The 20341-nt window shown below is 37.4% G+C and carries 17 protein-coding genes and 1 tRNA gene; 5 read left to right on the forward strand and 13 right to left on the reverse strand.

Annotation, left to right across the window (positions count from 1 at the left end; translation table 11 throughout):
* The first annotated feature begins 505 nt into the window (after positions 1-505).
* Positions 506-1249 carry a CPBP family intramembrane glutamic endopeptidase gene (locus tag ACEN4I_RS12715; RefSeq protein ID WP_407097726.1) on the forward strand — a complete coding sequence of 248 codons (744 nt, stop codon included), beginning with the start codon at positions 506-508 and terminating at the stop codon, positions 1247-1249.
* 114 nt (positions 1250-1363) lie between these two features.
* Here the strand turns inward: ACEN4I_RS12715 and ACEN4I_RS12720 are convergent, their stop codons facing one another.
* From ACEN4I_RS12720 to ACEN4I_RS12745, 6 genes are all read right to left on the reverse strand, one after another.
* The gene (locus ACEN4I_RS12720) at positions 1364-2710 is read right to left on the reverse strand and encodes an FAD-dependent oxidoreductase (RefSeq protein WP_407097727.1); all 1347 of its coding nucleotides are present in this window, start codon (positions 2708-2710) and stop codon (positions 1364-1366) included.
* Between the two features lie 545 nt (positions 2711-3255).
* Positions 3256-4380, reverse strand: a complete 1125-nt coding sequence (locus ACEN4I_RS12725; RefSeq protein WP_407103236.1) for an AAA family ATPase — start codon at positions 4378-4380, stop codon at positions 3256-3258.
* Positions 4364-5209 (reverse strand): DUF6414 family protein, encoded by an 846-nt coding sequence (locus ACEN4I_RS12730; RefSeq protein ID WP_407097230.1) that lies wholly within the window; start codon positions 5207-5209, stop codon positions 4364-4366. The genes ACEN4I_RS12725 and ACEN4I_RS12730 overlap by 17 nt, the downstream gene beginning before the upstream one ends.
* A 316-nt stretch (positions 5210-5525) precedes the next feature.
* Positions 5526-5609: transfer RNA gene (locus ACEN4I_RS12735), tRNA-Leu, on the reverse strand.
* Positions 5610-5691: 82 nt separating this feature from the next.
* A complete protein-coding gene (locus ACEN4I_RS12740) occupies positions 5692-6336 on the reverse strand; it encodes a response regulator (RefSeq protein ID WP_407103237.1) in 645 nt (214 codons plus the stop codon).
* Positions 6333-7427: a sensor histidine kinase gene (locus tag ACEN4I_RS12745; protein WP_407103238.1), complete on the reverse strand. Its 1095-nt coding sequence runs from the start codon at positions 7425-7427 to the stop codon at positions 6333-6335. The genes ACEN4I_RS12740 and ACEN4I_RS12745 overlap by 4 nt, the downstream gene beginning before the upstream one ends.
* Positions 7428-7570: 143 nt before the next feature.
* Between ACEN4I_RS12745 and ACEN4I_RS12750 the strand changes: the two genes are divergently transcribed.
* Genes ACEN4I_RS12750 through ACEN4I_RS12760 form a run of 3 tightly spaced genes read left to right on the forward strand, consistent with a single transcriptional unit; the run spans position 7571 to position 10911 of the window.
* On the forward strand, positions 7571-8509 hold the full coding sequence (locus ACEN4I_RS12750; protein ID WP_407097233.1) for an ABC transporter ATP-binding protein: 939 nt from the start codon (positions 7571-7573) through the stop codon (positions 8507-8509).
* Positions 8502-9728, forward strand: coding sequence for an ABC transporter permease (locus ACEN4I_RS12755; RefSeq protein ID WP_407103239.1), 1227 nt, complete (start codon positions 8502-8504; stop codon positions 9726-9728). Before ACEN4I_RS12750 ends, ACEN4I_RS12755 begins: the two co-directional genes overlap by 8 nt.
* Complete coding sequence (locus ACEN4I_RS12760; protein WP_407097235.1) at positions 9715-10911, forward strand: ABC transporter permease; 1197 nt, start codon at positions 9715-9717, stop codon at positions 10909-10911. The genes ACEN4I_RS12755 and ACEN4I_RS12760 overlap by 14 nt, the downstream gene beginning before the upstream one ends.
* Positions 10912-10982: 71 nt before the next feature.
* Here ACEN4I_RS12760 and pyrE read toward each other — a convergent pair whose 3' ends face one another.
* Positions 10983-11612, reverse strand: coding sequence for an orotate phosphoribosyltransferase (gene pyrE / locus ACEN4I_RS12765; RefSeq protein WP_407103240.1), 630 nt, complete (start codon positions 11610-11612; stop codon positions 10983-10985).
* A gap of 1 nt (position 11613) precedes the next feature.
* Positions 11614-12327 carry an orotidine-5'-phosphate decarboxylase gene (pyrF, locus tag ACEN4I_RS12770; protein ID WP_407103241.1) on the reverse strand — a complete coding sequence of 238 codons (714 nt, stop codon included), beginning with the start codon at positions 12325-12327 and terminating at the stop codon, positions 11614-11616.
* Between the two features lie 469 nt (positions 12328-12796).
* On the opposite strand from pyrF, the gene ACEN4I_RS12775 reads away from it, so the two are divergent.
* A complete protein-coding gene (locus ACEN4I_RS12775; RefSeq protein WP_407103242.1) occupies positions 12797-14029 on the forward strand; it encodes an MFS transporter in 1233 nt (410 codons plus the stop codon).
* Between the two features lie 71 nt (positions 14030-14100).
* Here the strand turns inward: ACEN4I_RS12775 and ACEN4I_RS12780 are convergent, their stop codons facing one another.
* From ACEN4I_RS12780 to ACEN4I_RS12800, 5 genes are all read right to left on the reverse strand, one after another.
* Positions 14101-15513 carry a glycosyl hydrolase family 28-related protein gene (locus ACEN4I_RS12780; RefSeq protein WP_407103243.1) on the reverse strand — a complete coding sequence of 471 codons (1413 nt, stop codon included), beginning with the start codon at positions 15511-15513 and terminating at the stop codon, positions 14101-14103.
* Between the two features lie 108 nt (positions 15514-15621).
* The gene (locus ACEN4I_RS12785) at positions 15622-16188 is read right to left on the reverse strand and encodes an NADPH-dependent FMN reductase (RefSeq protein WP_407097240.1); all 567 of its coding nucleotides are present in this window, start codon (positions 16186-16188) and stop codon (positions 15622-15624) included.
* Positions 16189-16199: 11 nt separating this feature from the next.
* Positions 16200-17258 carry an LLM class flavin-dependent oxidoreductase gene (locus tag ACEN4I_RS12790; RefSeq protein WP_407097241.1) on the reverse strand — a complete coding sequence of 353 codons (1059 nt, stop codon included), beginning with the start codon at positions 17256-17258 and terminating at the stop codon, positions 16200-16202.
* Between the two features lie 183 nt (positions 17259-17441).
* Positions 17442-17909, reverse strand: a complete 468-nt coding sequence (locus ACEN4I_RS12795; RefSeq protein WP_407103244.1) for a SprT family protein — start codon at positions 17907-17909, stop codon at positions 17442-17444.
* Between the two features lie 43 nt (positions 17910-17952).
* Entirely contained in the window at positions 17953-20130 is a 2178-nt protein-coding gene (locus tag ACEN4I_RS12800) for a Tex family protein (protein ID WP_407097242.1), read from the reverse strand.
* Positions 20131-20341 lie beyond the last annotated feature (211 nt).

The raw sequence follows: 20341 nt of genomic DNA on the forward strand, positions 1-20341 counted from the left end.
GTTTAACTCCTTCGGAGTACCGTTCTTTAGCCTCATAAAAAAATACCACGTTGAGCATCTTATTCAATGTGGTAGGGTAAACAATTATTTTGTTTTTTAACCTGTCTACTTGACGGGGAGTGGTTCAGAATTTACCTCCTTCTGTTTATTATAATAGCGCTTTCAAAAAGAATTATATCTCACTTATACGTACATGTAAAGAAAATATTCTATATTGTCCGAACAAATATTTGTTTGTGAATTTTTCTGCTTTTTTTATTGTTCTTGTCTATGTTTTTACCCTTCAAGCTTATTTATTACGATACTCAAAAAAATAATTGCACAGTTACCGTCTCATCTTCTATTTGCAAGAAGCGTTCTTATAGATCCCCAGTACAATCGAAATAATATACTTCACATCGTTGAAAGAGTATAATTAGTTCAATGAAATAAGATTCACTCTTTATTGCTCACCTACACACAATCTTTTTTTATTCTTTGGTTCTTTAAAAGGAGGATCAGTCTTATGGAATTTCATCACAGACAACCTATGTTTCCCACCTTATTTTGGCTCATCCTTTATCTTCTTTTGGCTACCTTTATCGGAAATTATGCTCAAACAGATCGAGAAGTTTATTTAATTGAAGCAGTTCCACAGTTATTGTTAGCATCGCTATGTTTCCTTTATCTTTATAGAACCGGTTTAAGCACCGAAATAGGTTTGACAACTCCAGCCACTGAATCCAACAAAATAATGCTTTACTATTTGCCACTTTTTTTCATCTCTGGTATTTCACTTTTTTATGGTTTTCAAACATCACTGCCTTTACTTGATGTTCTAGCGCTCTTAGGTTTTTATACAGCAGTAAGCTTTATGGAAGAAGTCATTTTCCGTGGATTAATGTTCAATGCTTTAAGCCGTAAGTGGAAACATTTAACGGTTGTTCTCTTCATTAGTTCAACTTTTGCTTTCGGTCATATCATCAGTCTTGTTGCTACCCAGATGACAGGCTACGAAACATCTCTTCAAATTATGAACGCCTTTGTAGTCGGCTTTTTGTTTATGGTAGTCATGATTTCTTCGCGCAATTTAAAAGTCTGCATTCTAGCGCACATTCTTTACAATTTTTTGGCGAGTATTTCTAATGTAGGTTCAACTCGAATAGAAGTAGTTGTCGTTACTACAATCATTGCGGTTTTGTATACTGTTTATTTATGGAAAAATGCCATCCATCTTAAAGGTTATTTAAATGAGCGAGCTGTCTTTTGAAATGGAACAATTCTAGATACAAAAAAGTATCACGCTACCTATCAACAGCAGCGTGATACTTTTTTCTTTTTTACTTAATTTTTTGAGGGAGTTATCTTATTTTATAGCTTTTTTTTACAGCTTTTCCCCATCAAAGTTACCATCCAAAGCTTTTTGAGCGAGAACATTCAAATAGTTCCATGGACGGTTGAATCCAGGTTGGAAAAAGAAATCAGCAAATGCCAATTGTTCTAATGTCCATCCTGATGAAACAGCTACAGAAACCGCGTTGATTGAAGCTGTCACGTCATAAGTTGACATCAATTGAGCCCCAACGATGCGGTGGCTTTCTTTTTCAAAATGGATTTTCATCATCACTTTCTCGTCATCAATAAAAGTAGGACGAATGTTTTCTACTACAAAAGTACTTGCTACTTCAGCTTCGATCGAATCTTGATCAATGTCTTTCACACCTGTAGAAGCTAATTTGTAATCAAATAAAGTTAATCCTGATGTTCCAGATACTTCAGGCATTTTAACTTTTTTCTCTAAAATATTTTTAGCTGCAATCACTCCTTGGCGACGAGCATTTGAAGCTAAAGCAATCAATTTAGATCCATGATTAGGAGCAAATGGGATCTTAGTAGCATCTCCCATTGCGAAGATGTCTTTTGCAGAAGTTTCCAAGTACTCATCAACCACTACAGTTCCATCTTGATTCAATTCAACGATGCCTTGCAACCATTTCGTATTCGGACGAACTCCAACAGCCATGATAACTGTATCTGCTTCATATTCCCCTTTATCTGTCACAACTTTAGTGACTGTTCCATTTTCACCCACGACTTCTTTAACCATTTCGCTAGTGCGAACAGTCAATCCATTTTCTTGCATATTCTCATTTAGCACATCAACGAATTCTTGATCCAAGTAAGTGTTCAATACTCGGTCTAAAGAATCGATGACAGTTGTCTCAATGCCCGCTTTAGCAAATGCTTCGGCTACTTCGATACCAATGTAACCTCCGCCTACAACGACTGCTTTTTTCGATTGGCTCATACGGTTTTTAACTTTTTCAGCCCAGTTACGACCGCGTACATAAAAAATGTTATCTAGGTCAGCACCAGGAATTGGAATTTTCACTGGCATTGCTCCTGGAGAAAGAATTAATTTATCATAACTTTCTTCTGTTTCTCCATCAGTTGTTTTCACAGTAATGGTTTTCGTTTCCGGATTGATACCTACAACATCACTGTTCATATGAACAGTCACGTTTTGCTCTTTAAGAGTTTCCTCCGTAGCATAGTGTAAACTATCTAGAGATTCAGCAATACCTTCTAGGTAACTTTGAATTCCGCAAGATAAAAATGATGCTGTTGCTCCACGCTCATAAATATGTAATTCAGCATCATTGTGTTCTTTCAACAACGTTTGAGTTGCTTCATAACCAGCGTGAGATGTACCTACTACAATAATTTTCAATCCAATTGCCTCCAATAATCTTTATTTGTTACAGAGTGCACCATACCATTAATTTAGATTTTTATAAAATGATATGCATAAGATGTTCGTGTTTTATACAAAAAAAGGATTGCAAACATGGTTATAACAATAAAAAAACGTTTTATATAAATTAAATATCTGTGATTATGTATGAAATAAGAATATTATAATTGGTAAAAAAAGGCTTTTGAACAGCATTACACTGTACAAAAGCCTTAAATAGTTTAATTCATTTATGCGGCCGAGAAGAGTTGAACTTTTACATCCATATTGGATACCAGCCCCTCAAGCTGGCGCGTCTGCTCAAATTCCGCATTTTCATGTATAAATGTTAATTTACCAACGTTTAAAGCTAATTTCAAATTATATATAATCTTCTAAAATAAAAAGCACACACAAACCTACAGTAAAACACGCACCTTAAAGAGTCAATATTTTTTTATCTTATATATAGCATATTTACGTTTCATGTCACGCAATACCACTTTTAATATGCAGTTGATAAAGTTCTAAAATCAATTAACTTATTTCTTCAATATTGCATCCAGTAATTGTAATGAGATTAATTTCTCAATGTCTTTATTAATTTCTCTAACGTTATCCAACTTGTCTAATCTTCCAATCATAATTTTAAATATAATATCTCTTCTAATCTTTTTTTTATCTTCTTCTTTTTGAGAGTTTAATAATTCGTCAATTTTCAAATTTATAATTTTCATTTTATCTTCTATGCTAAGAGGTTTATACTCTATAAAATTATCAAATCTAGAGTATATAGACGCACCTAATGTTTTTTTGAAATCATTTAAATTTCTAAAATTTGAAGTACATATGATTATGCTATTTTTCAAATTCACTTTATATAATACATCTTTAAATATACCTTCATCAAATACTTCATAAAATGCACTATACAATGAAGGATCGACCTTATCAAATTCATCCAATAATATAACGTTAGACTCTCTATTCACTAATTCATAAGATAATGAGTCGGTTCCTTGTTCGCCTCCAAAGAGAAAATTATGAGCTCGCTGATTTTGAAACATAGATAGTTGTTGTCTAAAAAATTTCCCACCAAGTATTTCCCCAATAAATTTAGCTGTTTCAGTTTTACCCACACCAGTTGGCCCGTATAACATAATCACGACTGGTTTACTTTTTCCAGCATTTAACAAAGGTACCAAACTAATTAATATTTCCTTTTTTGCTTCACGTTGTCCAATTATATTCAATTCAAACTTATCATTAATGTCTATCAGATTTTCTTCAGTTAACTGATTATATTTATATTCAATTTTTTTAAAGTTTATCTTTAATTCTTTAGCTTGTTCATAAATTTTTTGTGGTGGATTTTGCATGTAAACATTTTCAATATTTAACTTACTAATTCTCGAAAAGAAACTTAAGAGTAAATTTTCGCTTATTCCGTTGAATTCATCTGAAAAACAAACTAAATTCTTATAGGTAGGTTGTTTTTGTTTTGGAGTTTCTTGTCCTTCAACTTTGTGCCATGTGGTATTAGATATAGCTATAAGCACTTCTACTATCTCGCTTAGCGTACTATAATCTTCTAATCTTTCAGTTACTTGTAATTCAAAATGACTTTTGGGTCCTATGAAAACAGTTACTTTATTCAGATTCAACACCTGCCAATACTCCTGCTAATACAACATCAAATAAGGGCAGTATTTCTTGTTCTTGTTCTTGTTTTTGCTCTTGCTCTTGTTCTTGCTCTTGTAATTGACCTTTAACTGTTTCATAATCATCTGAAACTGAAGTAACTGCAGTTGTATTAGTATCTTCTTCATTAGCCATATCCACAAAAAAGTTCTCAACAACCAAATTTTTTTTATCTATTTCTCCTACTCGAATTGCATAGCACGTTATATTCATTGTTTGTAAGTCACCTATGCTGTAATTGTTCTTAAACGTATTATTATTAAATCTTAAGACAACTTTATCTACATCTTTACTTGCTAATATCTCGTAGTAACCTTTAGCATCATTTAGTGTTTCATCTAAAAGTTTTATATCGAAATCTTCCATATCATCTGTATTGTCTTTCATCATTTTTAAATAAGGTGTAAACGTTTTTAAATATGCAAAAGAATTTTTCTCTAAAGTAAGATTATAATCAGTAAATTCGTGTATCTCGGCGTTATCTTTTTTAGCAACAAAGTCTGTTAGTATAGTATTTGACAAGGTTGTTTTAAGCATTTTATTGTTGTTTTTTGAAAATGCAGCTTCTGTTGAGTTTGAAGCACTCGCACCAAAACTCATCATTCCAAACAAAAAGTCTTTAAATTTAACTTTACCCTCAGCCAACAATTGCGTGTTATTGTCAAATGAATTTCCTGCATTTTTTACTATTTCATCGTTAAAAAAATATCTACCATTGTTAATAATATCTAAATATTCCAAAGCTGAGTCTTCATCGAAATAAATAACTTTTATTAGTCTAACGCTATCGGTCATACAATACTCTCCTCAAAAAATATTCTTTTTCAATGCCCTTGTTACTAAATTATAACATTAAAGAATTGTAATATCAGAGCATTAGTAATTAACTGTTAGGTGTTTATTTTTAAATATTTTAGCTTTCAGAGCTGCTTTTTTTAGGTACGTATTTTTAAATTAAAGAAGGTTATTTGTAGCTTATAATTCCACTTAAATAGTGAGGCACATAATCTATCACGCTAGCCCACTCGCAAAAATACAGCCATTTCCCTCACCCTCAAAAGAGTAAGGAAATCAGCTGTAAACGTTAATGCTATACTTTTCATTCAATTTATGCGGCCGAGAAGAGTTGAACTTCCACATCCATATTGGATACCAGCCCCTCAAGCTGGCGCGTCTACCATTCCGCCACGACCGCTTATCGCAACAAAGACTATTCTAACAATATTTCAAAAGATTGTAAAGCAGACTTTGATGGGATATCTGAGAAAACACTCTCTCTAAAATTGCTCTGAATTCTTGTAATAATAAATCGCTAATTGAGTTCGATCTCGTAAATGGAGTTTCTCTAAAATAATGGATAGGTAATTACGAATCGTCCCTTCACTAAAGTGCATTTTTTCAGCAATTTCTTTATTGTTCAGTCCTTGTGATACCCAATACACTAGCTCTCCTTCTTTTTCAGTCAAAAGAGGAAAAGAGGAACCTTTTTTCTGCTCTTTAAAAAAGTATCCAGGAATTTTGACAATAATTTCATCTCCAAATACTCGCTGTCCAGACGCTACTGCTTCAATTGCTGGAATAATACTGTCGTAATCTGTTTTCATCAAATAGCCTTTAGCACCTAACTTCAGCGCATCTATAATGTATTCATCTTCTAAAAAAGTTGTCAGATAAATCAATTTCGCATTCGGGTCCAGTTGAACAATTTGTTTTCCCGCAGTAATGCCATCTAATTCCGGCATACGAATATCAATCAAGACAATATCCGGTTGATATTGTTGATAAAGGCTGATGGCCTCATTTCCATTTTTCCCTGTGTTGCAAATTTGATACGGGTTTGGAAAGTGTTTGGTTCCCATCTCGATGATTGTTCGAAGACCATTGATTACCAAAGCGTCATCATCTATTAATAGAATATTCATCCTGCTTCCCCCTTTTTCGGAATAACAACAAAGATACGAAATCCATTTTCATAATTGATATGGATATGGCCATTCATTTGGCTTACCCGTTCTTCTATATTCAACAATCCAATACCTTTGGGATGCTTCATTTGATATTCTGACACTGTTCCATTATCCGCTATCAATAATGTCCATTGATGACTTACTTCTGTAAATCGGACTTGAACAGAGGTGGCTGTTGAATGTTTATTGATATTTGTTAAAGCTTCTTTCACTATGTTAACGACTGAATGAGCGGTTTGGTTATCAATCAGTGCATAATTTTTGTAGCGGAAGCTGATAGGGCATTTAGAAAATTGGTGCACAAGTATCCGTAATTCTTCTTCCAAATTCACCGTTGTTTGTCGTTCTGTGTGGATAACCGTCCGCACATTACTCATGCTCGTGCTCAACACTTCTTTTACTTGAGTGAGAGAAGACTTCATTTCTGGTTCAGTAGCTACATATTCTAGAGCACCAATTTGAATAATGGCACTGCTCAACTGATGCCCTAGAAGGTCATGGATTTCTTCTACAATTCTTCTCCGTTCTTCTAAACGAGATGAATTTACTTTCTCATCTTGCAAATGCAATAGGCTATCTTGTTCGTTTTTAATACGCTGATTTAAGAAACGTAATGTATCTATTTCTTCAAATGAGGCTTTTTCAAATGTTTGACTGTTATCAATAACCGTGTGGATAATCGAAGCTATCCAACACAGACTTGTAATAAAAAAACTTATATAAATGGATTGCCCTATCCCTAATCCCAACAAAAGTGGCAATAGAAACAAACTGTAGTTTTTGTAGGATTTAAGAGAATATTCATAAAAAATAAGAGGCCAAAATAAGTACAGTTCAGGCAGGAAAATGCTGGTGAGAAAGAATACACTAAAATAAATGAGATAACGTCTAGGCACATCTAAGTTCTCTGTCAATAAGTACAATGCACCATAAATAACTACTATACATAGTTCCATAATTGGAAATGAATTTGGTTCGATAATCATTTGAAGCAAAAATATCATTCCTAATAAAACAGCACGTATTCCTAGTTCCAACCATCTCATATTCTCCCCTCCTCATAAGAACAGTTTACCATATTTACTAGTTGTTTTTAGTGACAGATGTCATCTGATGAAGTGACAAATTATCATTCAAAATCGCATACCTATTTGACATAATAAAAGAAAGAGTAAGGAGGAGAAATAAGATGGTAATCGAAGTCCATGATTTGGTAAAACGGTATAAAGAGTTAGTAGCACTTGACCATTTTAGTATGTCCGTCAATGAAGGTGAAATTTATGGTCTATTAGGTCCAAATGGAAGTGGTAAATCAACTGTTATCAATTGTATGCTATCTCTTTTACGATACGAAAAAGGTTCTGTAGATATATTTGGAGAAAAAATGCATCCGAACAATTATGACATCAAAAAAAGAATTGGACTGGTGATGCAAAATATTGGAGTATATGATGAACTCACTGTAGAAGAAAACATCGATTACTTCTGTGGATTGTATATTCAAAATAAAAAACAACGGAAGCAATACGTAGATGAAGCCATTGAATTTGTCGGCTTGGAAAAATTTCGTAATTTCAGACCTAAAAAATTATCGGGCGGGCTCTTGCGACGGTTGAATTTAGCTTGTGGTATTTCTCATAAACCTGATCTGATTATTTTAGACGAGCCGACAGTAGCAGTGGACCCGCAATCTCGAAATCGTATTTTAGATGGAATCAAACAATTGAGAGATGAAGGAAAAACCATTATTTACACCACACATTATATGGAAGAAGTAGAATTGATTTGTGATCGTTTGACTATTATGGACAAAGGCAAAGAAATTATTACTGGAACAAGTGATGAAATCAAAGCTATTTCCCAGCATGGAGAAGTTGTCAAAGCAGAAGTCTTTGATTTGCCGGAAGAAACGCAACTTAAGATTCAACAAATGCCTGAAGTCTCAGGATTCCATTACCACCAAGGTGATTTGACCGTTCATTTCCAAAAAGGAGCTAGTCATCTGATGACTTTAATCGGATTATTTGAAGATGAGCATATCACTCTATTGAACTTAACCGTCCAACGTCCAACATTGAATGATGTCTTTCTGGAAATCACAGGAAAGGAGTTGCGGGACAATGTTTAGTCATTTGCAAAAATATGCTGTTAAAATTTTTTTTCGCAACAAAGACGGCGTAGCATTCGGTGTCATTTTCCCTCTCGTTTTTGGGCTCATTTATCTCTTTGCTTTCCAAGGACTAATAGCGACAGATACTGTTTTAGAAACGGTTCCCGTAGCAATGGTTTTTGAAGGTAACGAAGAAGAAATTGACAGCGCAAAAGATTCTTTTTCTTCCATTGCTACTCCAGCTAGTTTAGAACAGGATGAATTGGTAGCCAATGAACTAACGGAAAATGACTATATGATGTATTACGAAACAGATTCTCAAACAGCTCAGCAACTACTGGAGGATGGTGCAGTGGAGGATATTATTTATGTGGATAACACGGACCAACAATTTGATATCGCTTTGACAGTAGCTCCTAATGCCGCAAATTCTATGTCTTCCACGATTATTTATACCGCCTTGAACACTATGGCCTCTATCAATGGCACAATTAATACACTATACACCAATGCTGCGCAAAGTGATGATCCCCAGCAATCGATTATGGCTGTTAATGAGTCTCTAGCTAGTTCTAATATGTCGAAATCATTCACAGCAGATTCAGCTAAAGATAATGGCACTACTGGGATGAGTATTTTTTATTATGCTTGCCTAGCTTATATTTGTATTTTCTTCATGTCTATTGGGGTTAGTATGGTGACGGACAATGAAGCCAATTACTCTCCAGCTGCCTTGCTTGTCACAGCAAGCCCAGTTCCTAAAAGCAAGCGTTTTAGAGCCATGTTTATCACTGGCGCAGTTTCTTGTTTAGCTATTGTCTATCTCTTATTGATTATTTACAATCTAAACGGCGTTCCACTAGGTAATGATCCTTTTCGTCTAGTTGCATTGATGACACTAGGTGTATTGGTTGGATTATTACTTGGTACGGCAGTAGCTAGTCTCTTGAAGGCTAACACGAAAGTTTTGATTGGTATTTCAATTGCAGTACCGCTTGTGCTTGGTGCTTTATCTGGTTTGATGGTGATTGACTTAAAATATTTCATTATGGAAAAAGCTCCCTGGCTAGCCAAAATCAACCCATTCTCTCTCATCAATGATGCTATTTATTATTTAAACAGCTATCCCACTTATGAACAATACAACGAGAATATGTTGATTTTAAGTGCTTATGCCATTGTCTGTTTGATGATTACTTTAATGGCATTGAGGAGGACTGATTATGAAAATCTTTAAACTTTTCTATCAACTGTTAAAAGACAATTCAACTTCGATTATTTGGAATGTCTTATTGCTATTGGCAATTGTTATTCCTGTAAATGCCCTGTTCAGTAACAGCTATACTAGTCAATTTGAAGTGGCACAAAGTGATATCGGAATTATCAATTACGATGACGATGACCCAGTCTCACAAAGCTTGCTGAATTATTTGGAGAAACAGTTAAATGTAGTTCCGGTTAGCAATACACCGGAAGATATCGCTGATACTCTTTACTATCAAAATGCAGATTATATTTTAACCATCCCAGAAGGTTTTGGAGAATCCATTATTGATTCTGCTAAAGAAGACATTCCATTAGAGAAAACCGTCACTCAATCCTTAGAAAACGAAGCTTTTGTAGATATTTTAATCAATACCTATCTAACGAATTTACAATTGCTCTCTTCTCAAATAACGGATTTTACGGATTCCACTCAACTAACTTCGGCTCTAGCCGACCTAAATCAACAAGCAGACCAGTCAAATGTAGAGATTATCCCTTCTGAAACCAATGCAAACGTTTCTCTGCTGGCGTTTGGTACCAACTACGCTTATTTTATTTCTTATATTATGATTACCACGTTCATCACCACTTTTGGGTATGCCATACTTGCTATGCGAAATCCTGAAATTATGAAGCGAGACCGGATGGGAATGGTAACAGAAAGTCAGCGGTGGGTACAAATCTTATGGGGTTGTATTACATTTAGTATAGTATTTTGGTCACTTTTGATGGTCGGGGCAATCGTCCTCTATGGGGTAGAGACTATTTTTTCTCAAAAAGGATTGCTGTTAGCACTCAATAGCTTTATTGCAATGTTTGGTATTCAAGCAATGGCCTACTTCTGTGTCACTATAGCCAATTCTAAAGGAGCCATTTCATTTTTATCAACAACAGTCAGCTTGGTGCTAGCCTTTGCCAGCGGTATATTTGTACCGCGTGCATTTGTCAGTCCCCTAATGCAACAAGTCGCTTCTTTTGCCACCCCTATTTGGCAAGTTAAGGGAACAGAAATCGTTCTAGACAGCACGACACTTTCGTTAGAGAGCATTCAGCCTTTTTATACGATGTTAGGGACACAAATACTGATTGGGTTTGCTTTTTATGCCGTCAGTTTTGTCATCCAAAAATACCGACAGCAAAATAGTATTTACTAATAACAAAAAGAGCGTGGAACAGGACGTTTAAAAAAGCGGACCATTATTTTGGTCCGCTTTTTGCAATCATTTTATTTTCCCCATTGAGAAGGATTTTTACGCCATTCTTCTAACAACTGCTTTTCTTCCGAGTCAATAGTGCCTTTTTCTACAGCTTGTTCGATTAAAGTCGTATAGTTTGAAAGTGTGTGTATCTCAAATCCAGCTTTTCCGAAGTTTTCTTTTGCTGCAGGAAGTTGATAGCTGAATATTGCTGCGCAACCTAAAACTTCTCCTCCAGCTTTCTGGATGGCTAGTCCAGCATCTATGACACTTCCGCCTGTGGAAATCAAATCTTCAATACAAACCACTTTTTGTCCACTTTGAAGGCGTCCTTCGATTTGATTTTGTTTGCCATGATCTTTAGCTTTACCACGGACATAAATCATCGGCAAATCTAATTCTTCCGCCACCCAAGCAGCATGAGGAATCCCAGCTGTAGCCGTTCCAGCAATCACTTCCGCATCTGGATAAAATTGTTGAATCAAGTCGGCCAACCCTTTAGCGATTTCTTTTCGCACTGATGGGTAACTCATCGTAATACGATTATCGCAGTAGATTGGACTTTTGATACCGCTCGCCCAAGTAAAAGGTGCTTTCGGACTCAAACTGACTGCCTCACATTCCAATAATAAATCTGCAAATTTAGTCTCTTGATTCATCTTATTTCTCCCCATTCCATTGGTTGGTGATGTTTTTATAAGCTTTTACTGGGTTTTCAGATTGTGCAATCGGACGTCCCACAACAATATGAGTAGCTCCTTCTTTTAACGCTAACTCAGGCGTAGCTACACGTTTTTGATCTCCAATGTCAGCTCCTGCAGGTCTAATGCCGGGAGTCACACATAAAAATCCTTGACCAGTCGCTTCATGAATCATGCGAGCTTCTAGTGCTGAACACACTACTCCATCCAATCCCGCTTGATAAGCCAATTTGGCATATTGAGTGACACTTTCTTCTAACGAATGTCCAATCAGTTGTTCGTTTTGCATTGCTTCTTCTGTAGTAGAAGTCAGCTGAGTTACAGCAATCAGTAATGGACGATTACTCCCTTTTTTGGTTCCTTCTTCCAACCCTCTCATGGCCGCTTCCATCATCTCTTTTCCACCAGCTGCGTGTACATTTACCATATCCACTTCTAAAGTTGCCAAAACTTTCATCGCTCGATAAACAGTATTGGGGATATCATGCAATTTTAGGTCCAAAAAGATTTGATAGCCTTTATCCTTTAAGTCACGTATCAAACTTGGACCTTCACTGTAATACAATTCCATCCCAACTTTTAAAAATAAGGATTCTTGTTCGAAAGACTCTAGAAAAGACATTGCTTCTGCTTTAGACGGCACATCTAAAGCAATAATAGGTTTGGTCATCATTTGTTTATCCTCCATGTCGGTTTGGTTTCGGTTTGTTCTTCCAGTAAAGTAGCTACATGTGACACTTCATATGCTGTTGTAGTAGAGCTGCGAGGCCTAGCAATTTTGCAAAAAAGATAAAATTTTATGAACAACCTCTCGCTTACGCTCAATCTTGTACTGTTCGACTAAACCAGCTGAAGCTGGAAGTCTCCCAGCAAAAAAAGCACTCCTAGCCTGTAGATGGGCATAGGAGCGCAAAGAGAGTATAACTTTTCCGCACTTCCTTTCAGCCTCACAGGACTCAATTAAGGAAATCTTTTGTATTTCATTGGTTCTAATCTTAGCGAACTGAACAGGGGTTGTCAACGGAAAATTTTATACTGTCAAGCGAATTTTATACTTGCCAGAATGAAAAATTATGGCTATACTGTGTGAGAACTAAAATAAAGGATGTCAGAGAGCATCCATTTTAAGGAGAGATGTCGTTATGGCTAGTACAACTATGCCCAAAAATAAACAGAAAGCCCTCTTTGCGGCCTTAGCCGGATCTGGGATGGACGATTTGAATGTCATGTTTTTGTCATTCGCTTTATCTTCCATCATCACAGATCTTGGTATTACAGGCGCCCAAGGAGGGTTTATTTCTACTATCACGAACCTCGGTATGCTATTAGGCGGCCTAGTGTTCGGTGTGTTAGCAGATCGCAAAGGAAACCTTAAATTATTCAAATGGTCGATCCTGATCTTTTCACTCGCCACAGCAGCCTTGTTCTTCGCAGATTCGTTCTTCTGGGTTTGTGTCCTCCGTTTTATTGCTGGAATTGGAGCTGGTGGAGAATACGGAATTGCAATGAGCATCATTGCTAAAGTATCGCCTCCGGAAAAATTAGGTGTCATGTCTTCTTGGAACGGCGTTGCTGGTCAAATAGGATCCATTGCAGCTGCTTTATTAGCAGGAGCCATGATTCCGCTGCTTGGTTGGAGAGCTTTATTCTTATTCGGATTAATCCCGATTCTCTTAGTCATTTGGCTGCACGCTTCGGTGGATGGGGAGTTTGAACTGATGGCCTCTGCTGAAGAAATCACAAAAGAAAAACCTTCCTTAAAAGAATTGTTTAAAACAAAAGAATTAACACGAACCACTATTGCTTTAATGTTTATGGCCACCGTTCAAATTGCGGGCTACTTTGGTCTGATGAACTGGCTTCCTTCCATCCTGCAAAAACAAATGGGACTGTCTGTTACTGGCTCTTCTCTTTGGATGGTCGTAACGATTGTCGGAATGTGTGCCGGGATGCTGACTTTCGGACGTTTACTGGACAAATTCGGACCACGCATCATCTTCGCTCTGTTTTTATTGGTAGCAGCTGCCTCAGTCTTCTTGTTTGTCTCCGCCAATAGCCAATTGACATTATTGTTTGGCGGAGCATTTGTCGGGTTCTTCGTAAATGGGATGTTCCCAGGTTATGGAGCTGTCGTCAGTCAATTGTATCCTGCACGAATCCACTCTATCGCAAACAATGCTGTATTAAACGTAGGTCGAGCAATCGGCGGTTTCTCTTCACTTGTAATTGGTTTTCTGATGGACAATTACAATTTACTGATCGTCATGGGATTCTTATCGGTCTTGTATCTAACAAGCTTTGTCGTAATGATGACGATTCCTGGATTGAAAAAGAATGCTTATATGACTGTTCGCGCAAAAGCAGTTGAAGTTTAAAAACTAATTAGCCAGAAAAGCCATGCAGTTCAATAAACTGCATGGCTTTTTGTTTTGACCTGGGATTCTTTTTATTCAACAATGGAGACTTCGCGCGCGGTTTCTGAGATTCTCAGCGCTTTTTTACTTCGGGTATATCCTTCCAACTTAATTTTCCGTAGTTTCACCTGATTCGCACGGTACTGAATAGAAATCGCAATCGGATCTTGTTCGTCTTGTCCTGCTTGTGCAAAAAAAGAATGAATGGCTACTCTTTGATAAGCTGAAACGACTAATGCTCTCGGAGTTGATTTGACATATAAATCAGTGTATTGCGGCGAATCCGAGACTAAATAAGCAGCTCTGATTCCATAAGCAGATTGGGATTGGGTATCTTCTCCTTGATGGTGGCCGATATGGCGAAAATTATACGAGCGATTGTCGTGATACGAATAATGCCCGATAATTTGTGTATCGGAAGCTGCTGAACTGGTTTCATGAGCTTTGATTTCTACACCACCAAAGCAAAAAGCCGTTCGATTATTTGCCAGCACCACATGCTGAGAACCGTCATCTACTTCAATGCCGTTTGAATTGGAAAAGCCTATTTTATGAGCTCTCCCACTTGGATGATGAAGATAGCTGTTCGTAATCAGCAAATCATCACTATGGTGAGTCGTAATCCCATCATCTCCAAAACCCGTCACTTCCACCTCATCCACCCAGACAAATCGACTTCCCAAAATCGAACGCCGGCCATCACCAAAATAATTGTACCGAATGGAAGTAATGTCTACTCCATGTAAGCCTGGATTGATGATCTTCACTTTTTTGATGTGTGCAAATTGAACATGTGCTAGTGTGATTCCGCTCGAAGTCGTTCCTCCAGCAGAGGTGCGTTCTTCTTTGGGAAGTCGTTCCACATTCCAATCCAATGTCATATGAGCGATCTCAATATGATGATTCCCTTTCAAACAATCTTTATTCGTTAGCAAGCGTTCTTTTTTTGGTGATTCGTCTGCTAAGATCAACACTGTTTCTTCTGTATCGGATCCTATTAAAGCAGTATAAGACGGCAGTTTTAATCCCCGAGTACAGAAAGTTCCTCCCGGCACAAAGACTCTTCTCCTACCATTCCCGATTGCCTGCCGGAAAGCTTCTGTACAGTCTGTTTGTCCATCACCGACCGCTCCAAAATCCGTTACAGAGACTTGTTCCAGTTCCGATAACTCTTTCATGGCTTGGGAAAACAGCCCTTTCCAATAAGGGCGGATCAATCCAGATTGATCGATAGCAACAGGCGGTGCTATCGTGTAATCCCTTTTGGGCTTCGTCAATAATGGCAAATACAACAAATCTTGCCAGTTGATTTTTCTCTTTGGCAGACTGTTTAGTGAGCGAAATAATGCTTCCGTTCTTTGAATAGTTTTCCTTTTTTGTTTGTTGTCTAAATAATCCGGAAATTTTTCAGCTATCAACTCCTGAGTCACAGTAGAATGAGACATCTTTTTCGCACCTTTCTTTTTACATCTCTCAGACTTCTTTCTGTCATTATAACAAAAGAGGCGTTGAACAGCATTTCTGCTGTACCGCCTCTTTTTTATTCGTACTGATTAGAATCCATACTCTGCTTCTTTTGCTTCTCTGATTTTTTGGTACGTTTCTGTCAACACTACTGTGTCTTCGATTAAATTTTCAATGCGGAAATGGATGTCGTCGTTGATTAGTTCTTTACGGTAGATATCTTTTTCTTCAATAAAGACATAGCGCTGCACCACTTGGGCTTTCATATAAGCCAAGATGGGTTTTATTTGTTGTTCAGCAATCAAATAATGTTTCGGAGAACCGGCTGTCACGATCACAGAGGCTACTTTATCTCTGAAAGCATTTTGCGGCAATAAGTCGAAGACATTTTTTAATGAGGCCGGGATAGACGCCTGAAAGATTGGTGATCCGATAATCAAAGCATCTGCAGCCATAATCGTTTTCGTGATGTAACCCGTGTCCCCTTCATATTCCAAATAATTCCGTCCATCACTGAACTGCATATCGTATTCTGCTAAATCGATAAGAGTAGTTTCGATCTCCGGGTATTTTTCTGATAATACGTTGATCGTATAATCCATGGCTACTCGAGTTTTAGTCCCCACATTCGAACCAGATAACAAGACTACATTCATTTATTTCACTCCTATTTTTTCTTCGTGTATTTCTTAATCGCGGGTAAAATATCGTTGCCGATAATCTCAATATTCTTTTGCAATTTATCAAATGGAACTCCACCGAAGTCCATTTGCGCAATGTAACGCTGGTGTCCAAATGTTTCGTATTGATACAAGATTTTTTCAATGATTTGTTGTGCACTACCAATATTCATCACATTTCGGGTATCTGCTCCCTGAGCAAATTGCTGCTTTGGATAGGGCGAGCCATTCACCAGCTGCAAGCCCTGATTGATATAGGGATATGCTTCTTTAAAGGCTTGTTGAGTGGTTTCTGCCACATAAAAGAATCCTGCCGTTGCGACAGGAAATTCTGCAGGTTCAAAACCTGAACGGCTAAGCGCTTCTCTGTAGGCGCGTATAGAAACCTCAAATGAACTGACTGGCCCCCCTAACATCGCTATAAACATGGGTACTCCAGCGAAACCAGCTTTGATGGCACTTTCTGGCGGTCCTCCAACTGCTCGCCAAAGCGGCAATGAACCCTTTACAGGCCTAGGAAGAATGTGGGCGTTTTTTAACGGTCTGCGGAAATTTCCTTCCCAATTGACAACTTCTTGCTCATTGATTTGCTTCAACAAGTCAAATTTTTCTTCAAATAATTCTTCGTAGTCTCTAAGGTCATACCCAAGCAAATCAAACAGACCGACTCTCGATGCACGACCTGCAATGATTTCTGCACGTCCATTCGAAATGAGGTCCAATGTAGCAAAATCCTCATACACACGTACAGGATCTGAAGTGCTGATAATGGTTGAAGAGCTGGCGATCTTAATTTTATTCGTGGCTTGGGCAATGGCTGCCAATACAACTGAATGTGCTTGAGTGGTAAAGTATTCTTGATGGCTTTCCCCGACACTGAAAAAATCTAATCCAGCTTGTTCTGCCAATTTAGCTAATTCAATGATTTCTTGAATCCGTTGTTCTGACGAGATACGCTTGCCTGTTGCAGGATCAGGAATGTGATCGCCTAATGTGTACAATCCAAATTCTAATCCCTGGCTGGGATCTATCCGGTATTTTTCCATACTTTGTATCTCCTTTGATTTGTTCTTTATTTGTGTCAAGTTGCTTACTTTTTAGAAGTGTATTTTTATATTATATAGGAAAATCTATAAATTGTAAGTATTTATTTTTGATTCTGCTGACAAAAGCAAAAAAAACTCAGAAAATTGATGCCAATTTTCTGAGAATTTTTTTAGAAAAAGTTATTAGACTTGTTGTTCTAGTCGTTCTGGTTTCAATTTCAGTTTTCCTCTGCAAACACCGCAACAATATTTTTGTGTATTCATTCTTCGTTTGCGGTAATATCTCTGAGCGCATTCTTTACACTCATAGATCCAAAAATGAGTTTTTTTAGGTTTGGCAAGAGATTTTACATACCGAGAGCCGCCGACTTGTTGGAGCAACAGCTTAAAGTCCGCATCACGATGTTGAAACCCTTTGTTCGCCAAATGTAAATGATAATGGCACAACTCATGCTTGATTACTCCTAAAAATTCCTCCATCCCAAATGTTTCAAAAACTTTGAGATTAAAATCCAAATCGTGACTTTCCAAATGATACCTTCCACCAGTTGTCCGTAACCGTTTATTGAAACTGGCTTTATGGTTGAAAGGTGCACCAAAATCTGTCAAAGAAATTTGTTCTACCAGCACTTGTAGTTCATCAGGACTCAACTGTACACCTCCTTATCATTTCAATCGTTTGAATGGTTGCTCTTTATTTCTGTGGATCCAACATGGTCAAGGAAATCCGACCTTTTTTCACATCGATTTGATCTACCCAAACGGTTACAATATCACCGACTGCTACGACATTAGTCGGGTGCTTAACAAATTTTTTGCTTAATTTGGAAATGTGTACTAATCCATCTTGCTTCACACCAATATCCACAAAAGCTCCAAAATCAATGACGTTTCGCACAGTTCCCTCTAGTTTCATACCGGGTTGAATATCTTCCATTGACAATACATCTTGGCGCAATAATGGAGCCGCCATGTCATCTCGTAAATCTCGGCCTGGTTTGACTAAAGCATCAATAATATCTTTTAAAGTTTCTTTCCCTAACTCTGTCTTTGTAGCCAATTCATCCAAGTTTACACGAGATAAAGCTTCTTTAGCAGCTTCTGTTCCTACATCTTTTAAAGTTAAGCCAGTATATTCCAAAACTTGCTCCGCTTCAGCATAAGATTCGGGGTGAATTCCGGTGTTGTCTAAGACATTTTTTCCACCAATAATACGCAAGAATCCAATAGCTTGCTCGTAAGCTTTAGGTCCTAGACGAGGAACCTTTTTCAATTGGTTTCGTTTTTCAAAACGGCCATTTTCTTCCCGATAGGATACAATATTTTTAGCCGTCGTTTTCGTTAATCCAGCCACTCGCTGCAATAAAGAAGTACTGGCTGTATTTACGTTTACTCCAACTTGGTTAACAGCTGTTTCAACCACAAAATCCAACTGCTCTTCTAAACGTTTTTGCGAAACATCGTGCTGGTATTGACCTACTCCAACCGATTTAGGGTCAATTTTCACCAATTCAGCCAATGGATCTTGCAAACGACGACCGATACTTACCGCGCTTCGTTGTTCGACTTGTAAATTGGGAAACTCACTGCGCGCTTCATCACTTGCTGAGTAGACGGATGCTCCTGCTTCGTTGACGATCACGTAAAACGTTTCTCGGTCCACTTGTTTCAAGTTTTCTGCTACAAAGGACTCTGATTCACGGCTAGCTGTTCCGTTCCCGATAGCCACCATTTCAACACCGAATTTTTCAATCATAGCTCTAAATTTAATAGCTGCTTCTTCACGTTGTCTTTGTCCAGCAGGTTTGTGTGGGTAAATCACATCAATATCCATTACTTTTCCTGTAGCGTCCACAATGGCTAATTTACAACCTGTACGATACGCAGGGTCGAACCCTAAAACAACTTTTCCTTTCAAAGGGGGTTGCAACAATAAGTTACGCAAATTCTCTCCAAATATCGCAATCGCTTGTTCATCGGCTGCTTCTGTTAAAGTAGAACGGATTTCACGTTCAATAGCGGGTCCAATAAACCGTTTGTAACTGTCTACATACGCTTCTTGTAGATATGGAGCAGCCGTTGAAGATAAATCTTTCATAATTTGATTGATTAGATAAGAATAAATTCGGTTTTCATCAACTTCCAAAGTGACTTTTAGAATCTTCTCTTTTTCTCCACGATTCATCGCTAATACACGGTGCGATACTACTGATTTGATAGCCTCGCTGAAATCATAGTACATTTCATAAACGCCTTTTTCGTCTGCTTCTTCATTTTTCGAAACTGAAACGATGCGTCCATTGTTGAAAGTGAAATCACGGATCCATTGACGGTAAGTTGGTTCGTCACCAAAAGATTCTGCCAGTATTTCGTGTGCTCCTGCTAGGGCATCTTCTGTTGTTACTACTTCCTGTTCTTCATCAATGTATTTTTCAGCTTCTGCGGTCACGTCGGTTTTTGGAAAAGACAGTAACCACTCTGCTAAAGGTTCTAACCCTTTTTCTTTAGCAATCGTAGCTTTAGTACGGCGTTTCTGCTTGAATGGACGATACAAATCTTCTACTAATTGCATTTTATCCGCTTGTTTGATCTCTTTTCCCAATTCAGGAGTCAATTTGCCTTGTTCTTCAATCGAGTGAAGGACATCGTTTTTACGTTTTTCTAAATTCTCCAGGTAAGTGTGTCGCTCTTCGATTTCGCGAATCTGTACTTCATCCAAAGTACCCGTCATTTCTTTTCGGTAACGAGCAATAAAAGGAACCGTATTTCCTTCACTCAATAAATTCAATACAGTAGTAATTTGTTTTTTTGAGTAAGCTGTCAATTCAGCATTTAATAATTCCAGTACACGATTTTCATTTGTTTCAGCCATAATCTTCTTCCTCCCTATAATACACATACACCCTATTTTAGCATAAACAAAGAGAGAGTGGAGCAGAGCGTTTAGACTACTGGCTATATATCGTTCGAACGTGATAATGTCCTAAGTAGGTCGAAGCATAAAATGTCCCAAAATGATAAAATAAAATCATGAAAAGGATAATACTAACGATGAATGAAGATAAGAAATATAAAGTAATAAA

It is taken from the genome of Desemzia sp. FAM 23990, assembly GCF_045528485.1.
In the GTDB taxonomy this organism is placed as follows: Bacteria; Bacillota; Bacilli; order Lactobacillales; family Carnobacteriaceae; genus Desemzia.